General features: G+C 59.4%; 24 protein-coding genes. 7 read left to right on the top strand and 17 right to left on the bottom strand.

Translation table 11 applies throughout. From position 1 onward, the window contains the following. On the top strand, positions 1 to 91 hold a 91-nt coding region (locus CSC94_RS25295; protein ID WP_165784541.1), incomplete at its 5' end, for an integrase core domain-containing protein. A gap of 1,075 nt (positions 92 to 1,166) precedes the next feature. Here the strand turns inward: CSC94_RS25295 and CSC94_RS21910 are convergent. The 9 genes from CSC94_RS21910 to CSC94_RS21870 form a co-directional block, all read right to left on the bottom strand. Next, the gene (locus tag CSC94_RS21910) at positions 1,167 to 3,104 is read right to left on the bottom strand and encodes a M23 family metallopeptidase (protein ID WP_099308519.1); all 1,938 of its coding nucleotides are present in this window, start codon (positions 3,102 to 3,104) and stop codon (positions 1,167 to 1,169) included. A gap of 341 nt (positions 3,105 to 3,445) precedes the next feature. Beyond that, positions 3,446 to 5,023 carry an acyl-CoA synthetase gene (locus CSC94_RS21905; RefSeq protein ID WP_099308522.1) on the bottom strand — a complete coding sequence of 526 codons (1,578 nt, stop codon included), beginning with the start codon at positions 5,021 to 5,023 and terminating at the stop codon, positions 3,446 to 3,448. A 13-nt stretch (positions 5,024 to 5,036) separates the two neighbouring features. Beyond that, positions 5,037 to 6,053 carry a zinc-dependent alcohol dehydrogenase family protein gene (locus tag CSC94_RS21900; protein WP_099308518.1) on the bottom strand — a complete coding sequence of 339 codons (1,017 nt, stop codon included), beginning with the start codon at positions 6,051 to 6,053 and terminating at the stop codon, positions 5,037 to 5,039. 3 nt (positions 6,054 to 6,056) lie between these two features. After that, entirely contained in the window at positions 6,057 to 7,196 is a 1,140-nt protein-coding gene (locus CSC94_RS21895) for an acyl-CoA dehydrogenase family protein (protein WP_099308517.1), read from the bottom strand. After that, positions 7,196 to 8,152 carry a branched-chain amino acid ABC transporter permease gene (locus CSC94_RS21890; RefSeq protein ID WP_099308516.1) on the bottom strand — a complete coding sequence of 319 codons (957 nt, stop codon included), beginning with the start codon at positions 8,150 to 8,152 and terminating at the stop codon, positions 7,196 to 7,198. The genes CSC94_RS21895 and CSC94_RS21890 overlap by 1 nt, the downstream gene beginning before the upstream one ends. Continuing rightward, on the bottom strand, positions 8,152 to 9,009 hold the full coding sequence (locus CSC94_RS21885; RefSeq protein ID WP_099308515.1) for a branched-chain amino acid ABC transporter permease: 858 nt from the start codon (positions 9,007 to 9,009) through the stop codon (positions 8,152 to 8,154). Before CSC94_RS21885 ends, CSC94_RS21890 begins: the two co-directional genes overlap by 1 nt. Positions 9,010 to 9,106: 97 nt before the next feature. Continuing rightward, positions 9,107 to 10,312 (bottom strand): ABC transporter substrate-binding protein, encoded by a 1,206-nt coding sequence (locus CSC94_RS21880; protein WP_099308514.1) that lies wholly within the window; start codon positions 10,310 to 10,312, stop codon positions 9,107 to 9,109. Between the two features lie 32 nt (positions 10,313 to 10,344). Then, positions 10,345 to 11,046 (bottom strand): ABC transporter ATP-binding protein, encoded by a 702-nt coding sequence (locus CSC94_RS21875; protein WP_099308513.1) that lies wholly within the window; start codon positions 11,044 to 11,046, stop codon positions 10,345 to 10,347. Between the two features lies 1 nt (position 11,047). Then, a complete protein-coding gene (locus CSC94_RS21870) occupies positions 11,048 to 11,815 on the bottom strand; it encodes an ABC transporter ATP-binding protein (protein WP_099308512.1) in 768 nt (255 codons plus the stop codon). Positions 11,816 to 11,960: 145 nt separating this feature from the next. Between CSC94_RS21870 and CSC94_RS21865 the strand changes: the two genes are divergently transcribed. Next, positions 11,961 to 12,875 carry a LysR substrate-binding domain-containing protein gene (locus tag CSC94_RS21865; protein WP_099308511.1) on the top strand — a complete coding sequence of 305 codons (915 nt, stop codon included), beginning with the start codon at positions 11,961 to 11,963 and terminating at the stop codon, positions 12,873 to 12,875. Between the two features lie 230 nt (positions 12,876 to 13,105). On the opposite strand, the gene CSC94_RS25225 is transcribed toward CSC94_RS21865, so the two are convergent. The 8 genes from CSC94_RS25225 to CSC94_RS21825 all read right to left on the bottom strand — a co-directional run bounded on the left by CSC94_RS25225 (position 13,106) and on the right by CSC94_RS21825 (position 19,635). Next, a complete protein-coding gene (locus CSC94_RS25225; protein WP_099308510.1) occupies positions 13,106 to 13,372 on the bottom strand; it encodes a helix-turn-helix domain-containing protein in 267 nt (88 codons plus the stop codon). A 65-nt stretch (positions 13,373 to 13,437) separates the two neighbouring features. Continuing rightward, a complete protein-coding gene (locus tag CSC94_RS21855; protein ID WP_099308509.1) occupies positions 13,438 to 13,842 on the bottom strand; it encodes a hypothetical protein in 405 nt (134 codons plus the stop codon). After that, on the bottom strand, positions 13,839 to 14,321 hold the full coding sequence (locus CSC94_RS21850) for a hypothetical protein (RefSeq protein ID WP_133122997.1): 483 nt from the start codon (positions 14,319 to 14,321) through the stop codon (positions 13,839 to 13,841). Before CSC94_RS21850 ends, CSC94_RS21855 begins: the two co-directional genes overlap by 4 nt. After that, positions 14,308 to 15,636: a hypothetical protein gene (locus CSC94_RS21845; RefSeq protein ID WP_099308507.1), complete on the bottom strand. Its 1,329-nt coding sequence runs from the start codon at positions 15,634 to 15,636 to the stop codon at positions 14,308 to 14,310. Before CSC94_RS21845 ends, CSC94_RS21850 begins: the two co-directional genes overlap by 14 nt. 179 nt (positions 15,637 to 15,815) lie before the next feature. Next, on the bottom strand, positions 15,816 to 16,901 hold the full coding sequence (locus tag CSC94_RS24720) for a hypothetical protein (protein WP_099308506.1): 1,086 nt from the start codon (positions 16,899 to 16,901) through the stop codon (positions 15,816 to 15,818). 123 nt (positions 16,902 to 17,024) lie between these two features. Further along, positions 17,025 to 17,447 (bottom strand): hypothetical protein, encoded by a 423-nt coding sequence (locus CSC94_RS21835; RefSeq protein WP_099308505.1) that lies wholly within the window; start codon positions 17,445 to 17,447, stop codon positions 17,025 to 17,027. 9 nt (positions 17,448 to 17,456) lie between these two features. Beyond that, complete coding sequence (locus CSC94_RS21830) at positions 17,457 to 18,101, bottom strand: hypothetical protein (protein WP_099308504.1); 645 nt, start codon at positions 18,099 to 18,101, stop codon at positions 17,457 to 17,459. Next, positions 18,085 to 19,635 (bottom strand): type IV secretory system conjugative DNA transfer family protein, encoded by a 1,551-nt coding sequence (locus CSC94_RS21825; RefSeq protein WP_099308503.1) that lies wholly within the window; start codon positions 19,633 to 19,635, stop codon positions 18,085 to 18,087. Before CSC94_RS21825 ends, CSC94_RS21830 begins: the two co-directional genes overlap by 17 nt. A 325-nt stretch (positions 19,636 to 19,960) precedes the next feature. On the opposite strand from CSC94_RS21825, the gene CSC94_RS21820 reads away from it, so the two are divergent. From CSC94_RS21820 to CSC94_RS21805, 5 genes are all read left to right on the top strand, one after another. Further along, positions 19,961 to 20,206, top strand: a complete 246-nt coding sequence (locus CSC94_RS21820; protein ID WP_099308502.1) for a hypothetical protein — start codon at positions 19,961 to 19,963, stop codon at positions 20,204 to 20,206. Beyond that, positions 20,203 to 20,832 (top strand): TRM11 family methyltransferase, encoded by a 630-nt coding sequence (locus CSC94_RS21815; RefSeq protein ID WP_099308501.1) that lies wholly within the window; start codon positions 20,203 to 20,205, stop codon positions 20,830 to 20,832. Before CSC94_RS21820 ends, CSC94_RS21815 begins: the two co-directional genes overlap by 4 nt. After that, on the top strand, positions 20,829 to 21,014 hold the full coding sequence (locus tag CSC94_RS21810; protein WP_099308500.1) for a hypothetical protein: 186 nt from the start codon (positions 20,829 to 20,831) through the stop codon (positions 21,012 to 21,014). Before CSC94_RS21815 ends, CSC94_RS21810 begins: the two co-directional genes overlap by 4 nt. Then, the gene (locus CSC94_RS24330; protein WP_133122992.1) at positions 21,008 to 21,253 is read left to right on the top strand and encodes a hypothetical protein; all 246 of its coding nucleotides are present in this window, start codon (positions 21,008 to 21,010) and stop codon (positions 21,251 to 21,253) included. Before CSC94_RS21810 ends, CSC94_RS24330 begins: the two co-directional genes overlap by 7 nt. 480 nt (positions 21,254 to 21,733) lie before the next feature. After that, the gene (locus CSC94_RS21805) at positions 21,734 to 21,955 is read left to right on the top strand and encodes a hypothetical protein (protein WP_133122989.1); all 222 of its coding nucleotides are present in this window, start codon (positions 21,734 to 21,736) and stop codon (positions 21,953 to 21,955) included. Positions 21,956 to 22,292 lie beyond the last annotated feature (337 nt).

The raw sequence follows: 22,292 nt of genomic DNA, 5'->3' as shown, positions 1-22,292 counted from the left end.
TGGAGACTGGATCGCGTTCTACAACAATCGGCGTCCTCATCAGGCGCTGAACATGAAAACACCCGCTCAGGCATTCGCTTTAGCGGCTTAACCTGTGCAGATTCCACTGGGTCGATACAGGCTCAAATTACGCAGGTGTTTATATGTCGGGTTCGCGTCCTTCTCACGCAACGTTGACTTGCCGTTAGATGCAATGTCTCTTTATGTTGACACGTGCCAGTGGCGAGAAATCGCCACTGGCACCATAGCCTTCTGCTTCAAAAAACTAGCGGCAACTGAATGTCAGGTCTTCCCTTCCGTATAGTCGCCATGACCCACTAAGAATTTTGGAAGTCGCTCTTGTTACTTTGAAGACGGCCCGATCGATATAAATCGTATTGCCACTCATTCGAACGTTTCGGGCTCTGTAACCACAGCTACAACGATAAGATACCGGTGTTCCGTTTCTAAAAGTTAGTGTGCCCGTGTAACCATCATTGAACTTGGCACGACAGGTGGCATTTATTGGCGCAGCATGAGCGGTCGAAGCTGCCGATATGCATATTGCGAAAAAGGTGGCGAGCATAGGAATTGGCTTCTGTCCAACCGATGCGGCCATCATAGAAATTTTCATACTGGCCCATGTCCTCGATAGATTACGGCGCATGTCCATTTTTCTCCTGACGATGCTCGATAGGTATCGCTACTGACGACCCGCCATTTCAATTCCGGGTGGTCTTTTTTCCGGATACTGGAAATCGCTCTTCGAATATCGGCCTGTCGCGCAGCAACGATCCACCATTTGTGAAATGGCTTCGTACTTGTGTTGATCGGTTTCGTGGAGAACTTCAGCTCAACCGTTTTTGTTTTGAGCCCCTCTCTGCACCGAACACTGGTTGCGTATATTTTTCTTGAAGTGAAAGGTCGGTAACGCAGCGCTTCTTTATACGACATCCAACCCGTCGATGACGCATAAGCTTGAACTGGCATGAAGCCCAGAACACATAATAGCATGATAGCTAGGGGGGGCCTGATTGCCCTCATCATACGCTTCCCTCCTCGAGATTGACTTTATAGGAGTAGATCCGCAGCCTCCCACTCGGCGGAGTGCATCAATACCTCCATTAAAAATTCAGCTTGAAAGGCATCATCGTCAGTGCATTTTTCGTGACGATGCCGAAGCTCTCTTATTCCGTTGTCAACGCGACACTCGTTTCGCCTCTTAAACCGCCAGCGTCCTCGAACCTAAGTGCAGAGCGGTTATTCGCAGGATCAAATGGGACTTGTGTCGATGACTGCACGGTTATCTTGAAAGTTTTTGGAACGTTAGGCTGGAACTGGACACTAATGGTGCTGCCGGTCGGGCCGGTGCAGTTTCCGCCCGTATCCAGTTCGCAGATCGCCGAAGAAACGCCATTGATCTGGGGGAGTTGAGATCGGACGTTCAGCGTCGCGCTGCTACCGATGTTGACTGCTGCTGCAAACCACGAGGCAGGTGTGTTCACTCCTCCTGTTCGTAATACGCCGTCTTGCGTCGGCGTCACGCCGATAGGAATGATATCGGGAACAGGATTGTCATCAAAAGAAAACGTAAGGGTATTGACACCCTTGAAGACCTGCGCAGCATCGCTATTGGCACATTTGTAGCGGAGGGACGTCGTCACTCCGGTCGAACTCGTTCCAACGTCGGGCGTGTACCCCACGGCGAATGTCTGGACAGCGCCAGCAGGGATATCGACATGCATGTTGCGCGTACCAGTCAACATATTGGTTGACGGGTTTGTTTCCTGAAACCAGAACTCGCCAGCCACTGGCGTTTGCATGTAGATGCCGCAACCATAGGCGGTGTTGCTTGAGGAATTGAGAATGCTAACAAACGCAGTCGCTGTCGTACCCGTTTGAATGCTTCGCCCGCCCGGAAGCGACGCGGCGAATAACTCGGCATTTTCAGGAGTTGCGCCGACAAAAAAGGCGCCTTCAGCCGATTGAGTTCCTGCCGTTATCTTATATCGCCATCTTCCCGTTGGCGCACCATTTGACGGTGTATACCAGAAGTACCAGTAGGACGATGCCCAACTCCTTGAACCTGTATTAAATTGCCTGTTCCAAGCTTGAGCTCCCGACGGATATAATACTTCAATCGAAACATCTATGCCGCTTGTAAATAAATCTCGTAAATAAACAATAAAATATACGGTTTCACCAGCGTTAAAGCTACTTTTATAAAATGTCGTATCGGTACCGGCAACATTATTAGTGCAAGTCGCGAATTGCGGCGGTGCAGAATGGGTCGAAACCTCAGTGATCCTAAAGTCGTTTTCCGCATGCCACTGATGCTTCCAAAGGCTGGGTGCAGCGGTACACGAACCGAAAAATGGATCCACCGTCTGGCCTGCCTGCGTCCTCAATTCAAAATGCAGATGCGGCCCGGTTGAAAAACCCGAGCTACCGACCTTTCCAAGGTAGTCACCAGCTTTGACCGTAGACCCCACAGCGGCTGGCGTCACCGAGCCGTTCTTCATGTGGTAGTAGTAGGCGTACAGTCCGTCAGGCTGCAGGATCGTGACATAGTTGGCCGGATTGTTAGGCACGTTGGACAGTTGGCCGCACGTGCGATCATTCTCCCCATCATGTTTCGCGACGATTGTGCCATCAGTCGCCGCGACGATCTCGTGGGTTCCCTGATCCATGCGCCACCACGTACCAACCGACAAAAAATTGTCCGTTCCTCTGTGGCCGTTGTAAGTCCGTGAGCCGCAGACAAAATCCTGCAACCCAGCCGATTCATCCAAATCTACGAAGTTCGAAATGTGAAATGTGGAGTTTCCCTTGGCCTGTGGTGTCAGCCGCAGCGGGTATTCCAGCTTTTCATACGTACTGCGATCCATCGGTTGTTCTGGACCAGCCGCCTCCGGAAGTCCTAACGACCGAGCCGCATTCACCACTTGACCGTGGATGGCATCGATCTGAACGCTCGCCGCATCGGTCGGTACCGCGATCTCACCGCCACCGAACTGGGCATATGCCGACACTTGATAAAGCGGCAGAAGAACCAACGCGATCGAAAAGCGCGAGATGCAACGCTGAAATAAAGTGCTCAATGACAGGCTTGCGAACATATTCATGGATCCATCCCCCCGAGTTGGTCTATGTGTCTGAATCAATTAATCCCCTATTAGGCTTTCTAATCAAGCGAAGAATCTGAACCAATGTTATTCTATGCGTACTATGGTCCCATTCGTGCGATCTGCCGCCTGTCTGGCTTCACATCCAGACCTCGACGGGCCGTTGCATATTTCTTGATTTGTGCACTCACCGGAGATGAAGCCGGGCAGAACATGTGGTCTGTGTCAATGTGCGATTTGACAGGGAAGCACCTGTAAGCGGTCAGTCAACTGTCGGCCCCGAACCCGTCAGAACGAAAGGGCTTCTCAAACCTGTCTGGGTTAAGTTCCTGGAGGTAAGATTAGAGTTTTTCCGATCTGTCAGCGCCCCGTGCGCCAGCGTCTGCAATCGGCCAATATTCCGCCTTTAGTCTGCGTTTGTAGAGCTTGCCCGTGGCCGAACGGGGAAGGGAATTGCGGAAATCAATGCTCCGCGGGCATTTGATGCCTGACAGCCGTTCCCTACACGTACCAATGAGTTCGGCAGCAAGGGTCGGTGTTCCAGTCAGGCCGGGGACGAGCTGCACCACAGCCTTCACTTCCTCGCCGAAGTCCTCGTTGGGCACACCGAAGACCGCCGCATCGAGAACTGCAGGATGGCCGAGCAGGATGTCCTCGGCCTCCTGGGGGTAGATGTTGACGCCGCCGGAAATGATGACGAAGGATTTGCGGTCGGTCAGGTAGAGATATCCGTCCTCGTCGAGCCGGCCGATGTCGCCCAGCGTTGTCCAGCCTTTCTGATTTCTGCAGGCGTCCGTCTTTTCCGGGTCATTGTGATAGACGAACTGGTGGCCGTTCTCGAAATAGATCTCGCCTTCCTCGCCGGTCGGCAACTCGCGCCCGGCTTCGTCACAGATATGGATGATTCCAAGCTTGGCTTTGCCAACCGATCCCGGATGGCGAAGCCATTCCTTGGTGGTGATCGCTGTGAACCCGTTGTTCTCGGTGCCGGCATAGTATTCATGAATGATGTCGCCCCACCAATCGATCATCTGGCGCTTGATGTCGATGGGGCAGGGGGCTGCGGCATGAACGGCCATCTCCATTGAAGACAGGTCGTAACGGGCGCGCTCTTCCGGCGGCAGCTTGAGAAGGCGAACGAACATCGTTGGCACCCACTGGCTGTGCGTGATGCGATATGTTTCGATCTGGCGCAGCGCATCGAGTGCATCGAACCGGTCCATGACATGGACGGTGCCACCCATCTTGATCGTGACCATGGAGTGGCGCAGGGGCGCAGCGTGATAGAGCGGCGCGGGGCTGAGATAACGCGTGTCGGAACTGTAGTGAAAAAGGGATGACAAAAGGTCTATCAGCATGGTTCGCCCGCCCGGCAGGTCATCCGGCAATGGCCATTTGATCCCTTTGGGCCGCCCGGTGGTTCCCGAAGAATAGAGCATGTCGAGGCCCTGCGCCTCGTCCGCAACCGGTTGCCCGGGCATCCCGGCCGCCGTGCTGTTCCAGGAAGGAAACCCCAATGTGGCATCGCCGACGACGAAGACGGTGCAGGTGGCGTCCAGATCGGGGGCAAGCTTTTCCAGCAGTTCCCGCATCATGTCGGAGATGATTAAGACACGCGCCCCGCAATCGCGCAGGATATAGTGAACCTCCGGAGCGGTCAGCTGCGTGCTGATCGTGGTGTAGTAGACGCCGGACCGGTCGGCAGCAAAGCAGACCTCCAGGAATTCACGCCGGTTTTCCATCAGGATGGCGATATGGTCGCCACGCATGATCCCGGCGCGGCGCAGCAAGTGGGCGCCCTGATTTGCGCGCCGCTCCAGCGCTGCGAACGACACGGCCTCGCCTGTTGCGCACATGACGAAAGCGGTTGCCTCCGGATCATTCAGCGCATGGCAGCGCGGCTGATATGGATGGGTCATGGACATCGTGGATTCAGTGCCGAATGATCGTCTTGCCGAAATGATTCCCGTCGCGCTGATGGCGCATTGCCTCCTTCAGGTTGTCGAAGGCGAATTCCTCTCCGATCACCGGGTGCACCTGGTGTTGTGTCATCGCGGCGAGCATGGCGTCGAACCCGTCGCGATGACCGACGGTCACGCCCTGAAGCCGGATCTGGCGCGCGACGATCGGACCGAGTGAAGCCTCGACGGTCAGGCCCGACAGAACGCCGATCATTGAAAGGGTTCCACCCGGGCGCACCGCGCGCAGGGATTGCGGCAGGGTTCCGGCGCCGCCGAGCTCGATGATGTTGTCATAGCCGCCCCTGTCGGCCGTGATCTCGCGGCTGGAACGGGCCCAATCCTCGCTGGTGACATAGTTGATGGTTGAATCGGCTCCCATGGCACGGACCCTTTCCAGCTTTTCGTCGCTAGAAGAGATCACAGTGACATGTGCACCGTGGAGTTTTGCAAAGGCAAGGGCGAACAGTGCTACACTACCGGTGCCCTGTACGAGCAGTCTGTCGCCGGCCCTGGTCTTGCCATGGGTCACAACCGCGCTCCATGCCGTGAGCGCCGCGCATGGCAGGCTGGCCGCCTCGGCGTCGCTCAGATATTCAGGGACCTTCACGACGCCTTGCTGCGGCAGGCACATGTATTCGGCCATGACGCCGTCCAGCGGTCCGCCCAGCGACGAAGCGAACCGCTCCGGCGTCGGATCGCCGGAAATCCAGTTCTGGAAAAAAGTCGGACACACCCGGTCGCCGACGGCCACACGGGTCACGCCTTCACCGGTCTCGACGACCTCGCCCACGCCGTCGGAGATCGGTATCAGGGGCAATTCACCCGTGGCGCGGCCATACCCTCGTTCGGGCACGATGAGGTCGCGGGCGTTGAGGGACGCCATGCGCATGCGCACGACAACCTGACCGGCGCCGGCCTGCGGTTCGGGCCTTTCGGCAAGGCGCAGGTTGTCAAAACCCCAGTCACCTTCGATCTGGAAAACACGCATGGATCAATCCTCAAGTGCTGGCTGGGAGGGGAATGAGAGTTTGGATACTCGTTCAAGCAGGGGCGTCTGGGCCCCATCGGTCAGGGCAGCGCTCTGCACGGCTGCGAGATGGCGGGCCAGGCAATGTTCCGGACGCAGACCTTCCGCGCCCATGGCGTGAAGTAGCCCGGGCAGATGCTGCTGGCAGGTCTGGACGGCGTGAATCTTGGCCTGGGCGGCGAGGCGCTGCACGGAGTGATCGCCGGGAATGGCGGCAATCGCCTTGTCTGTCAGTGCCGCCGATGCATCGAGGTCCGTGCCGGCCTGCGCGAGGGCCAGCCGCCATGCTTGGTGCTCCATAAGTGGCTTGCCGAAACTGAAGCGGCGGTGCCCATGGGCCGCTACCGTTGCGACGGCCGCCTCCAGCATGCCGCAGCACATCGCCGCGACATAGGCGCGGGCGCCGTTGATTTCCGAAAGGATGGAACGGAAAGCCTTGCCCGGGGGAAGGATCAGGTTGCCGCGCGCAAGGCGGACGTCCCGCATGGTGAACCCGCCGGTTCCGGTGCTTGTCTGTGCGAAGGCGGAGTCGATGGCGTGGCGCTCGACGCCCGGTGCTGTCAGATCGACGAGGAAGGCGCCGATCGAGCGATGATCGTCGCTGTCGCCACATTTGGCGAAGACGATGGCAAGACCGGCGCGCCGCCCGTTGACGATCCAAGTCTTTTCGCCGTTCAGGACCCAGCCGTCATCGGTTTCCGAGGCGCGGGTGCGCATCGCTGCTGCATCCGTGCCCGCATCCGGCTCCGTCAGGGCGGTGCAGGCGCATGTCTCACCGCTGAGCAGTGCGGCAAGATGCCCGTTGGCCAGGTCCGGCGCGCTCAGGAAAAGGCGCAGTGCCACATTGTGCGTGTTGACGACCGCCATGGCGAAACCGAAATCGGCCGCTGCGAGGATACGGCAGGCCGCCGCCTTATGCTTGAAGTCGAGGCCGAGGCCACCCGCGTGCACCGGAAGTTCGATGCCGAACAGCCCCAGTTTTGCAGCCGCAAGGAAAACACCCGCGTCCGGGGCGCGGCCCTGCGACCAGAGCGCCGCGGCGGGCGCGACCGTTTCCCTGGCAAAGTCCTTGACGCTGGCCAGAAACGCGCTCCGCTCAGTCATCACGCGGCCCTTCTGGTGAGACGCGTCCAGAGGTCGCTCGTCACGCCGGCGATGCCGCGCGGCATGAAGATTGTCGCCAGCACCAGCACAAGGCCGTAGAGAATGAGCCGGAAACTGTCGGCGAAGCGCAGATATTCGGGCAGGAAGACCACCACGAAGGCACCGATAACGGGACCGAGAATGGTGCCGGAGCCGCCGATGATCACGGCCAGGATGGCATCCAGGGATTGTGCCAGGCCGAAGACGTCCGGGTTGATGAAGCTTTGATAATGGGCGTAGAGCGCCCCGGCGAGGCCTGCGTACATGGCTGCGGCCACGAAGGCGAAGAGCTTGTATTTCCAGGCCGCTATGCCGATCGCGCCAACCAGTGTCTCGTTCTGGCGGATGGCCAGCAAGGCCTGGCCGATCCGGGACCGGACAATGAGGCCGGCGAGACTGGTCATCAACACGGCGATGATGAGGACGAAATAGTAGTAGACCTCTCGGTTGGCGAAATTCAGCCAGCCCCCCTTGCTTCCCGGCTTCGGAATGCCCGTGATCCCGGCCTCTCCGCCCGTCAGTTCGGAATAGTTCATCAGAACGATGAAGATGACCAGGTTGAAGGCGAGCGTCACGATCGCGAAGTAGTGGCCCTTCACACGCAGGCTCGGATAGCCGGTGCACAGGGCAAAGAGGGCCGAGACGACAGGCGCCAGCAGGATGGTCAGCCAGACCGGCAGGTTGTAATGGAGGCCCAGCAGCGTCGTGCTGTAGGCACCGATGCCCATGAAACCGGCCTGCACGATGGAGACGTAACCGGTATAGCCCTGGATGAGGTTCTGTCCCTGGGCGGCAATCACCCAAACGAGAGCGAGCACGCTCAGGTGAAGGTAGTATTTCACCGTGATCAGTTGCGGCAAGAGCGCGAAACCGATCAATGCCGCGCCATAGACAAGGTGTTTGGCACTGAAGGTCATCACGATTTCCCCATCAATCCCTGCGGGCGCAGCAAGAGCACAGCAATCATCACGACGAAGGCGATCACATCTTTGTAGGCTGACGAGATGAAGCCCGCCGCCAGGGCCTCGGTCACGCCGAGGACGAGACCGCCGACAATCGCGCCCGGGATCGAGCCGAGCCCCCCCAGGATCAGAACTGCGAACCCCTTGACCACGAGCCATTGGCCTATTCCGGGGGCGATGGCGAACAGGGAACCCACCATTACGCCGGCGCAAACGCCCAACGCAGTCGAAATGGAGAAGACGATCATCGGAATTGTCTTGACGTTGACACCCATGAGGATCGCCGCGTCGCGGTTTTCGGCCACTGCTCGAATGGCCTGTCCGGTCTTGGTCTTTTCGACGAAGAGCGTCATCGCAACGATGAGAAGGGCGGCTGCCATGATCACGTAAAGCCGAAGTTCGGGGATGGTGACACCGCCGATATCGAAGATGCGCGACAGGTTCGTCGGGATGACGACCTGTTCGTGTCCGAAGAATTCAAGGTTCAGCCCCTCGACCATCATCGTCAGGCCGAGGGCCACGATGAAAGCATTGATATGGCTGGCGTTCCGGACCGGCCGGTAGGCAAGCCATTCGATCAGGACGCCGAGGACAAGCCCGATGAGAAGGGCCACCAGGATGGCCAGCAGCAATGGAAAGCCAAGCGAGGCAACAAGAAAGAACGTCAGGTAGCCGCCGAACATCGACACCGAGCCATGTGCGAAATGGGCGATGCCAAGGATGCCGAACACGGTGGTAAGGCCAAGGGCGATCAGGACGTAGACGCCGCCGATCGCCAGGCCGTTGACGATCTGTTGCAGGATCTCGATCATGTGGCGAACTCTCAGTGGCGGCGCATGGAAACGGTTGCGGCGGTCGCGGCGGATTTGGCGGCGCGGTCCCCGAAGGTTCCGCACCGCCGGGAGGATCTCAGTCGATCGTGCTCAGGAACTTGGAGTAAGCCTCAGCATCGGAGGGCAGGTCCTGAACGAAAACCCAGTTGCCGCCCTGCCATTGGAAGGCACCGTTCGATGTATAGGCCTGGCCATTGACGTCGAACATCTTGCCGCCGACCGGAAGGTACTGCATGACCACTTCCTCTGGCACAGGAAGCTCCCGCAGGGCTGCTGCGACAGCTGCCGTATCCTCAACCGTGCCGGCCGCTTCGAGTGCATGTTTCAGGGCATAGGTCTGGTCATAGGCATAGGGCGAGCTTGGCGATGGTGCGATCCCGTATTTCGCCGTGTAGTTGGCATGATAGGCCTTGCCGTTCTCGCTGGCCGACAAGAGGGTAAGCTCGGTCGGGCGAAGATCCCAGACGCCTTCCATCTGTTCGGAGGTGGCGACACGCAGGAACTGCTCCTCGCTTCCACTCGTGAAACCGTAGCGTGGAACGTCGATGCCCAGTTCCGTCGCCTGACGATATATGAAGGCGGCCGGTTCGACATAGCCGACGACCAGGATCGCGTCCGGGTTCAGTTCGCGGATCTTCGTGAGCTGAGGGGTCATGTCGCGATCCTTCAGGCCAAAGGATTCACGTGTGATGATCTCGCCACCGGCCTTGTTCAGTTCCTTTTCGAAGGCATCGACATAGCTGGCGTAGAAGCCGACATCGAGCGCGCCAAGGACGGCGACCTTCTTGTGCCCCTTCTGGGCCACGAAGGTTCCTGCCGCCGCGCCGGTGTAATCGGCAGGCGGGCGGGTCCTCACCAGGTTCGGAATTTCCCGCGTGGTGATCGACCGTTCGGCGGCATTGCCGACCAGCATCACCGCATCCTCGTTCGCGATGAACGAGGCAACGGCGCCAGTTGCGCCGGAGCAGCAGAAGCCGAGGATGAACTTGACTCCATCCCGGTCGATCAGCTTGCGTACCGCATTCGTCGCCTCGGTTGGATTGGCTTGGTCGTCATAGGCGATGACATTGAGCTTGTAGCTGTCTTCGCCGACCTTGATGCCGCCCTTGGCGTTGATCTCGTCGGCAGCCATTTTCACTGCGTTGGCCTGTGGCAGGCCATAGACCGCTGCCCCCCCGGTAAGGGCATCGGACACTCCGATGTCCAGTGTCTTCTCGGCCGCGAATGCGGCAGAACCGGCGAGCATCATTGCCGCCGTCACGAACGAAACTCCAAGTTTCATTGCATTTCCTCCCTTGAGATATGCATTGTCTTTCAATGGCCTAGGTATGCCTTGACCACCTCCGGATGCGATTGCAGCTCCTCCCCGGTGCCGCTGAGAACGATCTCTCCCGCCTCGAACAGATAGGCCCTGTCGGCAAGCCGAAGCGCCATGAGCGAGTTCTGTTCAACCAGGAGAATGGTCATGCCCGTTTCCTTGATCCGCGCGATTGTTGCGGCGACATCGGCCACGATCTTGGGCGCCAGCCCCAGCGACGGCTCGTCGAAAATGCAAAGTTTCGGCCGCGCCATGAGAGCCCGTGCGATGGCGAGCATTTCCTGCTCGCCGCCGGACAGCGTGCCCGCCGCCTGGTGGGCCCGTTCGCGCAGGATCGGGAACATGCCCATCATCCGCTCGAGGTCTGCGTCCTGTTCGTCGTCGTTGCGGGTGTAGGCGCCCATCCGCAGGTTCTTCAGCGTGCTCATCTGCGGGAAGACCTGGCGGCCTTCCGGGCACATGGTGATGCCCGCCTTGACCACGGCATGACCGCTCAGGTTGGTGATGTCACGTCCCTCGAAAGTCACCTTGCCGCCGCTGACGGGGACTAGTCCGCAGATTGCCTTGAGTGTCGACGACTTTCCCGCTCCGTTGGCGCCGATCAGGGCCACGCATTCGCCTTCGTTGACGTCGAGGCTGATGCCGTGAATGACCTCGATCGGGCCATAGCTGACTTTTAGGTCCCGGATGTTCAGCATGTCAGACGGCCTCGCCCAGATAGGCATCGATGACGGCCCGGTTGTTTCGGATTTCCGATGGCGTGCCCTCGGCGATCTTGGAGCCGAAATTCAGCACAACGATCCTGTCGCAAACCTCCATGATCAGCGCCATGTGATGCTCGATCACCAGCACGGAGATGCCCCGGTCGCGGATTGCCTTGATCATGTCAGAAAGCATTTGCCGCTCGCTTGAGACAAGGCCTGCGGCTGGTTCATCCAGAAGGAGTATCCTTGGACCGGCGGACAGCGCGGTGGCGATCATCAGAAAGCGTTGCTGGGCCGAGGAGATCGTGCCGATTGTCTGGTTCGCAACAGAATCCAGCCCGGTGAGTTCCAGGATATCCCGAACACGGGCGTCGAGGGCTTCGGTCTCTTCCCGGTGGCGTCCGGTGCCGAAGATCGACGAGACCGGGTGCGATTTCAGCGTCACCGATCCACCCAGTGCGACCTGTTCCCGGACCGTGAACTCCGAAAAGGCGCTCGCGGTCTGGAACGTGCGCGCCAGCCCCATCGAGACCCGTTCATATTCGGGCAGATCCTGAACGTGGGCGCCACCCAGCAGAATGGTGCCAGACGTCACCGGAAACACGCCGGCAAGTGCGTTCACGGTGGTCGACTTGCCCGATCCGTTCGGCCCGATAAGCCCCAGGATTTCCCCGGCCGCTACCGAGAAGGACAGGTTGCGGATGGCATGTACGCCTCCGAACGACTTGCACAATTGGTCCACTTCCAGAACAGCGACCGTCATGTTTCCTCCCTGCCGCACCCCCGATGCGGACGAGGGAAGGCTAGCGGCTGACAAATTTCAGGAAAAATTCAAAGATTCTTGGGCTATTTCGAATTATTCGATAATGTAATTGTAGCGGTCGAGTTCGAAGGAACGGTTCAAATCGATGGAGATTGTCCGGAACATATATTCAATTCAGGTATTTATGGTTGTTTTCGATGCCGGAAATGTCACCCGCGCAGCACGTTTGCTCAACATCAGTCAAAGCTCTGTCAGCTATCACATAAAAAAATTGGAAGAGGATCTCTCGGTCGCACTTTTCCGCCGGACCGCCAGCGGGCTTCAGCCGACTGAGCAGGGTACGCAATTGGCGCAACATGTCGAGCGCGGGCTTGGCGCCATCAGGACGGGCCTTGACCGGATTGCCCATGCACCCGCTTCGGTCCGGATCGCCCTGTTGCCGATGTTTGCGAGCCGCTGGCTGTCGTCGCGTCTGGGCCACCTCCTCGAGGCCAATCCGGACATGAACCTGTCGATCCAGAATCACAACAACAGTTATGTGCGCATGAACAATCCCGAGCGCTTTGCCGACCTCGGAATTCAGTGGGGCCGTGGCAACTGGGACAGCTTTCACGTCACCCGATTGTGGAAAGAAAAACTGGTCGTCCTGTGCAGCCCGACCTATCTGAAATCTCATCCCATCCGCCAACCCTCCGATATCTTGGGCTGTACCCTCCTGCATGTCGACGACACGCGGATGTGGGAAGAATGGCTCTCAGGCAACCATCTGGCACTTGAGACGAAGCAATCACAGATGATTCTTGAGGATCGCCATTTTCAGTTGAGTTCCACGATCAATGGAATAGGCGTGTCTCTGTTTGCATCCTGGCTGGTACGAGACGAACTTGAAAAGGGCATTCTTATCAATCCGTTCGAACAGGCTTTCGATACGTCCTTTGCCTATCATGTGGTCGTTCCCAAGATGGTGGAACCAACGATCACTGCACAGAGGTTTCACGCCTGGATTTGCAATCAAAGCGATATGCCAGGAGCAAAAGCTGGAAAGCCTGTGGAGCCTTGAAGAAAGGCGAGCGGGCCTTCAATCAATAGCAACCCTTCATTGCCGGTTCTTGGGTGCTGCTCGGCATTGATATGAATAACTCCCTCGGGGTCCAGCCTGTTGTCGCTTTGACCAGACAGTCGGGTATGATCCGTTCCCGAAGGGATGATCCGCAATCGAACGCGCCCGCAGCGGACTTGCTGCGGGCGCCGTATTTGGACGGCTCCCCTGAGGCCGTATCACTGTTTTGATCAGGCATAATCGGCAGTGCTTTCATGTTGTGCGCCTGTCAGCCAGGCGATCAGAGCTTCGCGATGATAGAGAACGCGTGAGCGCTTGCCGGGACCGGCCTTGGTATAGATCGGTCCGGTTCCCTCGACACGAAACCGTTCGAGCGTGCGGGCCGAAAGACGCAGGAAATGGGCGGCCTCCGGTGTCGTCAGCCATTCATGTTCGGGCCTTGTGCGGGCTGCGGGCCTGGGAGAATTGCCGGTTGATGGGGCAGGGTAGTCGGACATGGTGAGTTCTCCTTCAAGTGTCACATTTCGAAAAGGCCGTCAGATCGGATGGAAATGGCGATGTTTCATGCGGTCCTCCTTCTGTGGTCGTGGATGAGCGAGGGGCGCTGACGGCTCAGCGTCTCGTCGATGGCCCGGCGCATGGCGATTGCCCGCCAGATCGGCAGCAGGATCGTCACGCCATGAATGCTGTAGCTGGATAGCTTCAGCTGCGCCGTGACGATGCCCAGAAGCGCCGCGCCCCAGCCAAGGCCGAGCAGGGCGAGAAGCTCCGGCGCGGTGGCAACATCACGGAAGCGCAGGGCCAGAAACGACGTGCCGATTGCTCCGGCAAACGTTGCGGCGGCAAGTGGCAGCCGCAATTGGACCAGGTCGATGTCGGCGAGCGCGATCGACACAAAGCGTGTCCTGACGGCTTCGCTCGTCACGCTGCAGGAGCCGCGCTGCCAGCAAATAGGTGCATCGCTCATGGCCTGCCCCTCCCGCATAGGCCGGATTGGGCGATCCGGGCCATGACCCCCTCGAAATTCCGGACGCCCGACGGTTCATAGAACCGCAGAGTGGCGACCCAGATCGCGTGGTCGGTCCGCGTCTCCTTTCGAGCCGCCTCGGCCAGGCATGCGCATCGATCGCGCAGCGACGCGGAGATGCGCGCAGCCTCTGGCTCGGTAGCGAGGCGCGACAGCGCCTCGATGCCAGGAATGTCAGACAGGCCGGGGGTCGCGTTCAGCATCTCGCGCAGGATCTGACGCGCCGTCTCCTCACGCCGCGCGACATCGAATTCGGGTCGGGCGATCCCGGCTGTCCGGCCCGCGATGCAGGCCGGGACATGGATCTGGGCGGCGATCCTGTCCGAAAACACATCGCCCAGGATCCAGGACAGGGCGCCATAGGCGAGCACCGGCAGGACCAGAGCCTTGGGGAGAATATCGAGATCACCGATCATCATGCCCCTCCCTGTCGCTGGAGGCCCCGGTCTTGCCGGCGCGGCCATTGGCCTGCCGCGCCCGTGTCGCGTGGGGGTGTGGATGCGCTCCAATCAAGGCGTCATCGGCAAGGTCATGGCTGCGCCATGCCGTTGGACGTGCAGGCGCAGTGTCTGCCGGTGTGACAGCTGGCATCTGTGTTGCCGGACCGTCCGCAGCAGCCTGCTGCTGATGCTCCCGCGTAAACCGGCCCCAATGGTGTCCATTGCTCGCATAGAGCCAGACGCTGACCGGAACGAGGAGTTCGATACAGATGACAACCGCTGCGAGAGGCCAGAAATGACCGACGTAGTTCAATGTTTCGACGACACCGACTTCGCTCGGATACCTGGGCATGGGGGCTGGCGCTTCGGCGTCATGATCCAGAAGGTTGCTCAGTGACACACCATAGCCGGCAAGGATTGCATTCAGTCGGGCCGTGACCTCTGGGCGGCCGGGGATGTCGACGCCGCGCTTGAGCTCATCGGCATAGGCTTTCATCAGTGCGACGGGCTGGGCTTCATCGAGGATCGCAATCTGCTGGGCGATTTCCATGTGAATGCCCTGGAGATCGCGCCGGCGCTCATGGATATCGATCGTGCGGTCTGCCAAGAGGTTGCGATAGCGTGTCATCAGCCGATTGATCGTGGCAACGGCGGCTACGCGCCTTGCTTCGCCTTGCTGTTTGGCCGCTCGTATGTCTCGTGCCTGCGCAAGCTTTTCTTCCAGAAGCCGGGTGATCGGTCCCGGTCCCGGCGTCTTGCCGCTGATGGTTGCGTTCGTCAGTTCGCCGTTCAGGTGCTGGCTTAATCCTGATTCGATGGTCTGCAGCCCGGCATCTGTCTGGTTGGCCTCGACCGCCCGGCGATTGCGGTCGGCGACGACGCTGCCAACCACCTGCGCATGCTGCGCGAGGCTGAGTGCCTCCACGTCCCTGATGGAAAATCCGGCATAGGTGGCGCACGCGAGTGAGGAGCCGACAAACAGGATCGACACCAGGCTGAACAGGCGGCTCGTCAGATAGCCTCGCGACGCCTGAATGGTCCCGGTCTCGAGCGCGAGATAATTGATTGTGAACGAGACCAGGCCGGCGCCGAGGGCAATCACGATGATCTTGCCGTAGCCGCCCGGGCCGCGATCACTGATCAGACTGGGCAGAGCAAGCGCAAAAGCGCCTGCGCCGAGAAGAGAGAGGAGGGTGATCGCGACTTGTTCGACAGACCGCTTTGGCTTTTCCGGCAGGCCGCCGGGCGCCGCATGGGTTTCGGCCGCATCGTCGACCGGAGGGGTGTAGGCCATGATGGTGGAACTCCCTGCTTGCCTGCCGATCGGTGCGGCAGGCGGTTGAAACAGAGAGCATGGCGCGCGCTACGCTCACGCTGGGGCTACCAGCAGGCCCATATTCCTGTGTTATTTTCAGAGTGTCAATTATGTCGGTAAAAAAATTCCGGCATAAATATTGTCAGGTTTACGAAACGCTACGCTCCGGGTTCGCGCTCACGTCCGCGTCGCGATCGCGCGACCGTGCTGGCCGCCGTAATCTGCTGCTTGGTCAATCCCGCAACGAGCGCATCGTTCTTTTCTGCCAAAGTGGGCAGGTTCAACCGCTCCAGCGGCACCTTGCCATACCGGGCCTCATGAGCGTTCAGCGCACTGTATGCCTTTGGATCGCAAGCGCGCAGTTCCACGCGTCCGAAGCTGACACCGTCAAGAAGATGGCCATAGACAAGCTGAATGAACTCGACGATCGGCCCGTCGACATTATGGCCACCATAATATCGGTCGCCCGGCGGTGTCGTCGGTATCAGGTTTTCAGAAATCTTCTGATCCGCGGTCAGGGCTTTCAGATAGGCTTCAACCAGCGTCTTGCGATTGGCATCGAGTTTTTTAATCGATTCCAGTATTTCATCATGTTCCATATATTCAATATCTAGATTATCATTTTGAAGTAATTCAATCTTCTTATTATTACTGTAAAAGCTTTTATGAAGCAAATTTCCGTGGCGGACCGGATCAAAGCCGTTTCGGCTCCGAACATAGGTATCCAGTCCGCGGCGCGATTTCGGCAGCGCGAGCTGCAAGACGCCATCTATAGACACGATCCGCAGCAGCCCGAGATCCAGCAGCTGGGCGATGATGGCATGCGCCTCGCCCTGCGCCATACCGAGCTCGGCGGCGATGATGAAACGGTTCGATTTTGGAAATTCCGCCTTGGCTACCGCCTCCAGAACACGCAACTCGTCATCAACGCTCGCCACGACGGGCGAGACGCCATCGAGAACTTTGAACAGGGCCGCCAGGCGCGCATGAACGGACCTGACCATCTCCATCGCCTTGCTCCGTGGCTGACGACCCGAGTGATCCTGGTATTTTTCGGCCAAGCGGACCAAGAGCGCTTCCGGCACCCCATGCCGGATCAGATAGGAAATCGTATCCGCGAAGATCATTAGATCACGGTGGGGAAGCGTTTCGAACCACCCGGACAGGCTGCGAAGCCTTGACCTTATCTCTTCGCTACTGGCTGCCTCATCGGATGTCGCATCACTCTCGTTTGTCTTCGCCATGGCGCTCTTGCCTGAATTGATCGGGTGGGGCATGCCTCAGAATTACCATGACCAAAAAAATGCCGCAACTTTAAGGGCGCAATAATTATTGCGGCTTTCTTCTTGTGAGTTCACTTGCCCGAGCTAGGGAAGCATACTAATGAGCGGACAGCCCCCGCGTGGCCCCAAGCCTTGTCCGCCAACCTGTCTGAAACCATCCCATCCCAGATAGGTGCAGGTGCCCGGATAGCCGACCGGATAGTCAAACAGGATATGCGGCTTGCCGAAGATCCAGATGCCGGCGACGATCATCGCCCAGGCCACCATCCAGGCCCGTGGTCGCAAGGCCCACAAAAGACGGCCGAGTGGAGAGTGGAACGGGGAGGGGTGGTGCACCGCATGACGCCACCCCTGCGCCGTATGGCCAAGTCCGACGAGGCCGAACAGGCCCGCAATCAGAACATTGCCGTCATAACGATCGCCGTCGCCGGGCGCCATCCACCACGCCAGGATGAAGAACAGCACGGCAAGAAAAAAGCTCAGATTGCCCGATGGTTTGTCCTGCATGGCGGGCCTCTAGAAGACCGGTGCGCGGCGGTGCAGCGCATCCTGTTGCTGGGCCGTTCGGACCGCCCTGGCATCAGCCTCCTGGACATGGCGGACAATGGCGCGCGCATCGGCTTCGCTAGCGACCGAGGCCAGGCGCTCGAAGCGGTGCCCCATCTGTAGCCAGACCTCGAACGCGTCGCGATAGGCATAGCCGATATCGGGATCCTTGCGCCGTTCGTCGCGCTCTTCCCGGCGCCCCATGCGATGCGGCAGCGCCGTTACCGTCAACGAATCCACCCGGTCCAACACGACCGTCCGATTGCCATCCTCCACCACGATTCGATCAGGTGTGATGTCCGCAACGACAGCGACATGCGGTCCGTGGCCGCGCTCCCAGAACCAGATCAAGCTCTGTCGCAACGCTTCTCCGACCACATAGGCGCCGGTCGAAGCGAGCGTGACGACGACCATCTGTTTGGGCCAGGTCATCTCGATCTGTCCGACATAGGCGGCCCGTATCGCGAGCACCGAGCCGGCCAGCCAGATCAGATTGCGCAGGCCATGCGCCGATGCCGCCATGGCGCGGCTCCAGGCCGGCGTCCGGTAACTGATCGCAATGCGCGTCCTGCGCGGCGCAATCTCGTCAACGATGATCTTAGAGGTCGGACGCATCGAACCGCCCCCTGAAATAGGCATGGGAATCATATTTGATCCGCTGGCAGATGATCGGGTCCTTGCCGGCAATCAGCACCAGCTGGCGCTGCTCCGGGTCGTCGCGGGCAAAGAAACGGCCAACTTCCTCCAGCGTCATTAATTCGCGTGTCTGCAGCGACCAGTTCTGTCCCATCCGGCCGGTCGAGGTGCGGTCCTGATCGCCGACTTCCGATTGGTTGGCGACAATCAGACTGGTCGTGCCCAATCGCTTCGAGATCCATTCCAGCGTCGTCACGTCATTGTTGGCAAAGAATTGCAGCACCCCGGCATTGGCCATGAAGCTCTGCCAGCGATCGCGATAGAGCGTCTTCAACTGACCCAGATCCTGGATGATCGGCCAGAGCCGGACGCCAAAGCCGGCAACCTGTCCCGCCGCATCCTCGACGGTTTTCATGTGGCCGAGCACGGCAAATTCATCGAGGATCATCAGGACCGGGATCGGCGGTCTCCGGCGCTCGCGTTCGAAGGCGGCAAGGGTCTGATTGATGAAGAGCCGGACCCAGCGATTACACGTTCCCATGCGCATCGCCGGCAAGCACAGATAGACGGTGGTCGGCTTGCGCTTGATATCGGCCAGGTCGAGATCATGGCCCGAGACATTCTCCCGGATGGCCGGATAGGACAGGAATTTCAGATGCCGCCGGGCCGTCGACAGGACCGATCCGCGCTCATCATCCGGCTTGGAAAAGAAATCTTCGGCTGCGTCTGCGACGATACCGTCAAGCGCATCATTGGCCTCCATCTCTGCACGCAACCGATTGACGGGCTTGGCACTTCCTCCCGTCGCGATCACTTCATCCCTGAAGGCAAGGAGATCGCGAACGGTCGCCAGGCTGCGGCGTTCTCGATAGCCGTCAAAGGTCACGACGTGCTGGATCAAGCCCTCAATGATATTGCGCGCGCTTTCATCCCAATGCGGGTCCTTGCCGCCTTCGGCAGGTACGACACAGCCATCGGAAAGAAGGCCGGTATCCTCGATCAGGCTCGGATTGTCTGGCGAGAGCGGTGCAAGAAAATTATAGCGGGACCGCATGCGCGCGGCCGGCCCCGTCGTCACGCCAAAAGGATCGAGGACATGGACATCCTGGCCGAGTGTCTCGGCGCGATAGCGAGCGGTAATGCTCGCCAATTCGCCCTTCGGGTCGAACACCACAACCGACCCGGCATAGCTTAACAAGGTCGGCACGATCACCGAACGCCCCTTGCCGCCGCGCGTGCCGGCCGTCGTCACACAATGGCGATCATCGCCCGCACCGATCAGATTGCCGCCAAGCGCATGGGCATCGATCTCATCGGATGGCAGACGCCTCACTTCGATCTCCGCCTCGCTTGCCCCAAGCAAGATCTTGCCCGGTTCGAAGCTCAAGCTCCTGGGGTTGCGCAAGGGCGCCAACGGCATGAAGCCCGCCGATGGCATGGCCTGATCTTCCAGTCTCTGTTCGCGGCCGCGTCGCTCAGAAACCCCGCGCGGAATGTCGTCGAATACTCCCATGGAAGCGCTCCTGTTCATTGTCGCTATCCACGATCGATGCCGCTCGCGATTGAGGCAATGACGCCTGTTTGCCCGTCTTTGCGCGTATTTTCGCTTCTCTCCCGATGCTGATTTTCGCGCGGAGCGAACGCCATTCATCCTTTGCCATGTGCTTGTCGCAGACGCGCCGCGGACCGCGTGCCGCTCTGTCCATGCCCGGCCCGCACCACTCGGGCTGGCGCCCGACCGTGTTGGGCAGGACAGTCCCCGGCTGAAACGTCTGCAAAGTCCAAGCGCATGGGCTGAATGGTTCAGCCCGCAACTCTCAAACCAAAGGAGACAATCCATGAAAAACAATCGCCAGACCAATCGTCCGACGCATCGCATCAGCTTTGCCCGCATCATCGGACAAGATGAGAAGGGCAACGACCAGCTGGGCAGCGCCCGGGAGGTCGCCTCCGTATGGCCACGCAAGGCCGGCGGCGGCATCATCCGCTTCGATCACATCCCCGTCGAGTTGACCCGCCACGAAGGCGTGCTCTTCATCACCGAAGTCGAAGCCCAGGACGCTTCAGAGCGAGGTTTCGCATGAGAGCAGCCTTCGCCCACTCAAGCCGTCTGCCCTTCCGGGCGGACGGACGCATTTCGAACCGCCGCGCGCCGTTCGAATTCTATCCGACCCCGCCTGAAGCGATCCGCGCGCTGCTTGCCGCCGAACGCTTCGATGGCTCTATCTGGGAACCTGCCTGCGGAGACGGCGCGATCGCCCGCGAATGCGAAGCCGCCGGATACGAGGTTGTCGCCACGGATCTCGCCGATTACGGCTATGGTGAAGCCGGTCGCGATTTCCTGAAATCCGACACCCCGCGCGCCAAGCATATCGTGACCAATCCGCCTTATGGCCGCGGGCTTGCCGACCGCTTCGTCCGCCAGGCGCTCAGCATCACCGCCAAGACCGGCGGCAAGGTCGCCATGCTCCTCAACCTGTCGAGCCTGTGTGATCCGGCGCGCCATTTCAGCTATCTGGCCAGGCCACCCGCCCGCATCTACGCGCTTGATCACTGTGTCTGCTATCCCAATGGGGATCCGGGCCAAGCCGGTCCCTATACGCGGCGCCATCGCTATTGCTGGATGGTCTGGGATCAAGTGCCCAAGGTCACGACCACCTTTCACTGGCTGTCGACGGCGCCTTACGCCGGGAAGGGCGGTGTGCAATGAAGCGCCTTCCCATCCATGTCTTCTTCGAGACCGACAATTGGTACTCAGAAGCCGTCGCCCGCTTTGCCAATGACGAGGTCTATCTCGCCTGTCTGCCGGCGCTCGAAAAGCTCGCTGCCGAAAACGGCTTCGCCTTTGTCAGCGAGTCCGATCGGAGCGAAGAAGAGGCGACGCCATGCTGAGTCCAAATGATCAGACCCTCGTCCATCACTTGCAGCTCTTGAGCGATCAGTGTTTCGGGCTCTCCCATGAGGCAACGCTCGCTCTCGAAGCGATGACGGTCGAGAACAATCGCAATCTCGCCATCGGCACCATTCTGCCGATGCGCGAGCGCCTTGCGCTCGCCGTCCAGCTTATCGATGTCCTGATTGCGCTGCACCGGCTTCGGCCTGCTGATCCCGGCCAAGGCAGCGGCACATGACGACGGTCAAGACCCGCCTCGCATGTCGGCTGCGATGGAGCGATCCCGATGCGCCGATCGCCTCTGCTCTCCGGCCGTTCGATACGGCCTTTGCCGACAGCCCATGATTTCTTTCCACCGGAGCCCGCCCGCGAGGTTCGGGCTTCGGGTGCCGGTCGCGCCGACCTCGCCACTCCTGGGCACGCTCTGCCAATGAAAGCCATCCGCTTCCGTTTGCATGGTCTGTCGTGCCGTCGGTCATTGTGCCCCTTCATGCCCGTTGCCGCGCGAACGCTCGCCAGCCAATCGATGACGCTTACCGCGGCGCCGGCTCTGGTCGAAGTCCTGCGAAACACAAGCGCAGCCTACCGGCGGCTAAGCCGCCGGGCGCGCTAGCATTTCGGTGCCTTGACCAGGCGCCTCACGGCGCCGCGTTACGGGACGCGCATCGGCTGGACGAGGTCCGCCACAACTTAAAAAACCATGAAGGAGACAAACATCATGACCAACAGACGCAACAACACACAGAGCCAACACGCCAGACGCCTTTTCCACGTTTCGCTCGATGCCCTTGACGATTGCCAGATGCAGATCGCCGCACGATCCCCCCATGAAGCCCGCCGCATTGCCGGACGAAGCTGGGCCGAAGGCGACGACATCACCGCCTTCCTCGCCGAGACCGATCTGTGGACCGTCGACGAGATCCTGCCCTTCGTCGCTTGAGGACGCGGGGTCCATCTGAGTGAACCGATCAACGAACATCGCGAGGCCGCGGTGTTCGTTCTTCTGTTGCGGGTTCCTGGTTCATCATCGTCCTCTCCCAAAAGCCTGTCGCGCCGGACCTTTTTGCAGGCGTCTTTATGGACACCGCACGCTACTCTTTCGCACCGCCTTAAGGCGGGCTCCAGGGCGCGCGGTGGCATGTGTTTTTGATTGCGCATCTGCCATTGGAACCACCTTTTTATCACCGTTTGTTCGATGTGATTGCTAATAACGGCAAGTATTTCTCATTAAAAATGAAGCAATTGATGAATTTAATCTGGAAATTCAGATTATTTTG

The sequence above is a fragment of the Zhengella mangrovi genome (assembly GCF_002727065.1).
Lineage (GTDB): Bacteria > Pseudomonadota > Alphaproteobacteria > Rhizobiales > Rhizobiaceae > Zhengella > Zhengella mangrovi.
This window is presented reverse-complemented; position numbering and strand designations above follow the sequence as displayed.